The sequence below is a fragment of the Psychrobacter sp. AOP31-B2-9 genome, assembly GCF_052378005.1.
Classification (GTDB): domain Bacteria; phylum Pseudomonadota; class Gammaproteobacteria; order Pseudomonadales; family Moraxellaceae; genus Psychrobacter.
In genome coordinates this window covers 1-5,458 of record NZ_JBQSXG010000178.1, presented here as the reverse complement: position 1 = coordinate 5,458, position 5,458 = coordinate 1, and the positions used below count along the sequence as shown (strand labels likewise).

Genomic DNA, 5,458 nt, shown 5'->3' with positions numbered 1-5,458 from the left:
GGCTGATGACTGTTTTTTTCATTATAATTTCCGGTTGGATTAAAATACTGTAGTGATGCTTCATATCTTCTATAGAAGAGATGATAAATGATTGCAATGTTACGTATATTTATGAAACTTAAAGAAAGGTAACGACTGCCATCAAGTATCGCTTGATATTTTAGGACGCGTCATTAATGTGGTCTATAATTATCTAAATGGGTTAAAAATGGCTAAACTGATAACAGTTAGGTTTCTCAATACGTGCAGATAAGCTAAGATACAGCTCCTTAACAATTAAAATGTCATATCTGTATCGGGCGATACACAACAAGCCACTTTTAGTGGCTTATTTATTTGTTAAAAATAAATAGATTAGACCGTTAGTTTAGACTTTGCACTATCGAGATACTTAGATTGTAGATAAGCATAAATAATTACTAATGGCTAAATACACTCAAAGGAGAATATACATGTCCGTGCATGAATCATTATTAAATGAAGTCAAACAGTGGCGTAAACAGATACATAGCCAACCAGAACTAGGGTTTAAGGAGTTTAAAACCTCGTCATTTATCGTTGATAAATTAGAGTCTTTTGGGATTGACGTTCACCAAGGATTGGGCGGAACGGGCGTTGTCGGTACATTAAAAAACGGTACAGGGCCTACCATCGGTATACGAGCTGATATCGATGCCTTACCCATCGAAGAACAAAGTGACGTTGAGCATAAATCTACCCATGCAAACTGTATGCACGCTTGCGGTCATGACGGCCATACCTCAGTGCTGCTTGGTGCCGCAAAGCATCTGAGTGAAAATAAAAACTTTAGCGGTACTATTCACTTTGTGTTTCAACCTGCTGAAGAAGTCTTAGGCGGTGCCAAAGCCATGATTGATGATGGTCTATTTGACAAGTTTCCGATGGATGCCGTTTATGGATTACATAACTGGCCAGGTCTACCTGTGGGCCAAATCGCTGTGAATGACGGACCGATGATGGCGTCTTTTGATACCTTCGAGATTACGCTAACGGGTAAAGGCACGCATGCTGCCATGCCGCATCTCGGCGCTGATCCCATTGCAGCGGGTGCGGCATTAATCACTAATATTCAGTCTATTGTCTCTCGTCGTGTATCGCCATTGCAGTCGGGCGTCATCAGTGTCACGCAGATGAACAGTGGTGATACGACCAACGTGATCCCTGACATTGCCATTCTAAAAGGTACGGTTCGTAGTTTTGACATGGATGTTCGCCAGTCGTTACAAGACATGCTTACAGACATGGTGACGACGTTGCCACCTCTATATGGCGTGACAGGTGAGATGGATTATCACATTCGCTATCCGGTAACTACTAACGACAGTCAGGCTTATCTTGAGATAAAAGAAGCGGCTAGTAAAGCACTAGGCGCTGATAAGGTGAATACCGAGGTTGAGCCGTCAATGGCTTCTGAAGATTTTTCGTTCATGAGTCAGGTGATCAAAGGCGCGTATTTTTGGTTGGGGGTGGATGGTAGCACGCCGTCTAAACCTTTGCACAATGCGTCTTATGATTTTAATGATGATGCGATCGAAACAGGTATCAAAGTATGGATTTCTTTAGTGGAGTCTGAATTGCCAAAAACTGCGGCGGCAACTTAAGCCCTAAATAAAAAATAACATCATTATGTAGAACCAAATGTAGGACTGACCATAAACCTTAAAAGGAACTGATATGAGTAATAATAGCGTGCTGTCGCCGACGATGACCAAGCACCTACTTGACTGGAAGCTGCATTTACTAGCGATCGCTGTGTCACTACTGGCGGAGTGGATAGGTATTATTAAAATCCCTATCGGCATAGGCATACTGGTATTGCTGCCTTTACTTTATGCTTTTATTTTTGCAATTCTATTAAACCCAAATGTCATTCCTTCAATGAAGGCGGTCATCACTAAGAAACGTGCCAAGTTTGCCAGCTATGCCATCTTATTAAGTATCATGCCGTTTATTGCAAAATTCGGCGTGGGTGTCGGTCCTAATATCGAAGAAATCATAGCTGCAGGTCCAGCCTTATTATTACAAGAGCTCGGTAACGTAGCGACTGTGCTGATCGCATTACCTGTTGCGGTACTGGTCTTTGGTATGGGCCGAGAAGCTATCGGTGCCACGCACTCGGTGGCCCGCGAACCTAACGTTGCTTTGATTGCTGATAAGTACGGACTCCAAAGTCCCGAAGGTATCGGTGTCATGGGTGTCTATGTGATGGGTACGTTGTTTGGCGCGATTTATTTTTCATTGATGGCAGGTATCATAGCCTCTATGGACATGATGGATGTGCGAGCACTGGCAATGGCCTGCGGTATTGGTAGTGGAAGTATGATGGGTGCCTGTTCAGCAGCGCTAGCAGAAACGGTGCCTGATCAAGCTGAAACCATTACCGCATTTGCCGCGACATCTAACTTACTCACTTATGCCACTGGATTGTTTGTTAGCTTATTCGTTGCGCTACCTTTTACAGAGTTTTTATACAAGGTGGTTAGTAAGCTCAAAAAGAACAATGCCGATGCGACCACCGAGACAGATTTTGGTGCGGTGATGGAAGAGCCTGCCGTACTATCGATGGGACAGTCGTTTATTTTGCTAGCGGTGATATGCGTGGTACTGCTACTGAGTAATTGGGTAGGACAGGGTGTCGATCCGCTTGATGGTTTGCCTGCCATGCTTATTTTGTTTGCCTGCTGTGTGGTCGGTATGCTATTGAAACGCTTAGTCCCGTTTAATGTGCCTGCTATCGCATGGATATCGATTGTGGCTATCTTAATTTCTTTACCGCAGTTTCCGTTTAATGACTATGTGTTGGAAGAAACAGCCAAGATGGGTGTGTTGCAATTATTGACACCTGTACTTGCGTACGCTGGTTTTGCTATCTCGCAAATGGAAGTGGATTTATTCAAAAAATCTGGATTTAAGATTGCAGTGGTTGCGATACTGACCTTTACGGGTACGTTTATCGGGTCGGCTCTGATTGCGCAAGTTATGTTATAGCAATTGTTCTCTTTTATTTTGTCGTTAGCTGATGATGATAGAGTAATAGATGTGAGTTTTATTGAGGTGTTACATCTGCATTCGGTTGCATTGAGCATTCTTTAAGTTGTATCTGTTTTTTCTAAATCGAAAGAGAGTAAAACAGACACTCAAGTTAGAAATCTCCAGTTTAACCACTGGGGATTTTTTGTATCTAGCTTTTGGTGTGTTGACATCTTCAGATGTCATGAACAAAATTCACAAATATAGTCAGTGAACTATTAAATTGCTATTCCATTTAGATATGCTAGAGATGCAGTTTACAGTTGGCTGTTTTTTAACTTTTTTAAAGTTTTTTGACTATAGGTAATACCAAGAAATAAAGTGGTGTCAGGTAAGGTGAGAATTAAATAGTCGACAGATAATTGGTTTGATGGTAGGGACAATAACTAATGGTAACTGGTCATATAATATATGCCACTTATCGTTTTTGTGTCTGATTTCTTTGACAGATATAAACGGTATAAGTTATATATGTACTCCTATAAATCACACACTTATATTTAGATATTTAATGGTGTGTTGAAGAGCAAATGACTCATCTTGATTCTATGCAGTATATCTAATAAAAGCTATTTTATAAAAAGACATACTAAACCATATCAGCATATTTCAATCACACTAGCATAGGAAATGGTAACCACCAATATTCAGGTTGTTACCAGTTTTCACTGCGCGTAAAAATTGATTTTTGAAGATAAAAAATCCTATCAAATGTCATATTTATATGGTTAATAAAAAAATAGACAGTCACTCACTCAAACGCTCAGCGCATCCAAACACTAACAGATCAATGAATGACCATTTAAGGAATTACCATGGGTAAAGTATTCAAACACACCATCGTTCAAGTAGCGTTGGCAACGACATTATTTGGTATGACAGCTTGTGCAACGAGTGGCAACCAGATTGATAACGATGGCGATACTCGCCATGTTGGTCATGTAATGTGGACAAATCAAATAGATAGTAACGCTGATGCTTTATTAGAAAAACAAGTGGCTAATGATGAAACACGCCTCATATTCATTCGAAAAAACGATAACGACCCTGAACAAACCAGCGCCAACATCGCCATCAACGACAGATTTCAAGTCAGCCTACATCCTGGCAACTATACCGCCGTCAACTCTTGTGTCGGCACAAACCAATTAAGTGCTCATGCAACCGGCTTTAAAGACAATGACTTATTGGCCGAGCAACAAGATTACCAATTAGCTGGTGGCGAAACATACTTTTTCTATGTAGACATGGACGATAGTGGGCAAGGAACAGTACAACGTATCACCACAGAAAGCGCATTACCACTACTAGCAACTAAACGTTATCAAACACATCAAATCAGTCGAGTCGTCCCTAATTGTCCTGCACCAGTGATTGCTACACCACCAGTAACTCCGCCACCAGTTATAGAACAACCAGCCGTACTGACGGAAAAAGTGACGATTGACCTCGAAGTATTATTTGAGACGGACAAAGCCATCGTACGACCAGAGTACTATACAAAAATTGCTGAGCTAGCAGAATTCATGGCGCAATATCCAAATACTATCGCCACCATCGAAGGCCATACCGACAGTCGCGCCAGTGACAGCTACAACCAAGCCTTATCGCAGCGCCGAGTCGATGCCGTCAAAGAAAGCCTAATCACACAGTTTGGCGTCAGCGCTGATCGTCTACGTGCTATTGGGTATGGCGAATCGCAACCACGAGCAAGCAACGAGACCGTAGAAGGTCGTCAGCTTAACCGCCGTGTCATTGCTGTTGTAGAGGAACATGTGAGTAAGTCATAACTTAAAACTCCTTTGGTAACCAAGGTTGCCTAATATAAAAATAATCTAACCAAACTATTTAGAATTGAAGGTCAGAAAATGAATACTATTATTGTTAAAGTTAACGACGCCACTCAAACAATCAGTCAAGTAGACGTTGTCACCAAAGACGGCATTCCGACCGTTATTACCGCCACGGACAAAGTGAACTACGAGTTTTTTGATACTGCTATCAATCACGCACCCAACCATATTATCACTAAACGTCTAAACAATGATTTACACGTCTCGTTTGAAGAAGCGGCTCAAGAAACAGACCTTATCATAGAAGGTTTTTATGATAGCGAAGACAGTGCTTTGCTTGGTATCGCCGAAGATGGAGAATACTATTATTATATTCCTGACACTGGTGAAACATACGATTATGTGACTCAGCTCGAAGCGGGCGATGTAGAAGGTCAAGCCCTCGGTGGAGAAGAATATATTGCTGCTGCTGTCTTGCCTTGGTGGATACCTGCCGCTGCTGGTATTGGCTTAGTCGGTTTAATCGCTGGTCGTGATAGTGATGATGATAATGATTTTAACGATGATGACACTGTTAATGCTGATGCACCTGTTGCCACTGATGACAGCGTGAC

The 5,458-nt window shown here is 41.7% G+C and carries 4 protein-coding genes; all 4 read left to right on the top strand.

Annotation, left to right across the window (positions count from 1 at the left end):
• Nucleotides 1–452 precede the first annotated feature (452 nt).
• Nucleotides 453–1,622 (top strand): M20 aminoacylase family protein, encoded by a 1,170-nt coding sequence (locus ACT3SX_RS13745; protein ID WP_442062416.1) that lies wholly within the window; start codon nucleotides 453–455, stop codon nucleotides 1,620–1,622.
• Between the two features lie 73 nt (nucleotides 1,623–1,695).
• Nucleotides 1,696–3,009 carry a DUF3100 domain-containing protein gene (locus ACT3SX_RS13740; protein ID WP_442062419.1) on the top strand — a complete coding sequence of 438 codons (1,314 nt, stop codon included), beginning with the start codon at nucleotides 1,696–1,698 and terminating at the stop codon, nucleotides 3,007–3,009.
• 857 nt (nucleotides 3,010–3,866) lie between these two features.
• Nucleotides 3,867–4,841, top strand: coding sequence for an OmpA family protein (locus ACT3SX_RS13735; protein ID WP_442062422.1), 975 nt, complete (start codon nucleotides 3,867–3,869; stop codon nucleotides 4,839–4,841).
• 78 nt (nucleotides 4,842–4,919) lie between these two features.
• Nucleotides 4,920–5,458, top strand: a 539-nt coding sequence (locus tag ACT3SX_RS13730) for a hypothetical protein (RefSeq protein ID WP_444761783.1), incomplete at its 3' end; no start/stop codon positions are given.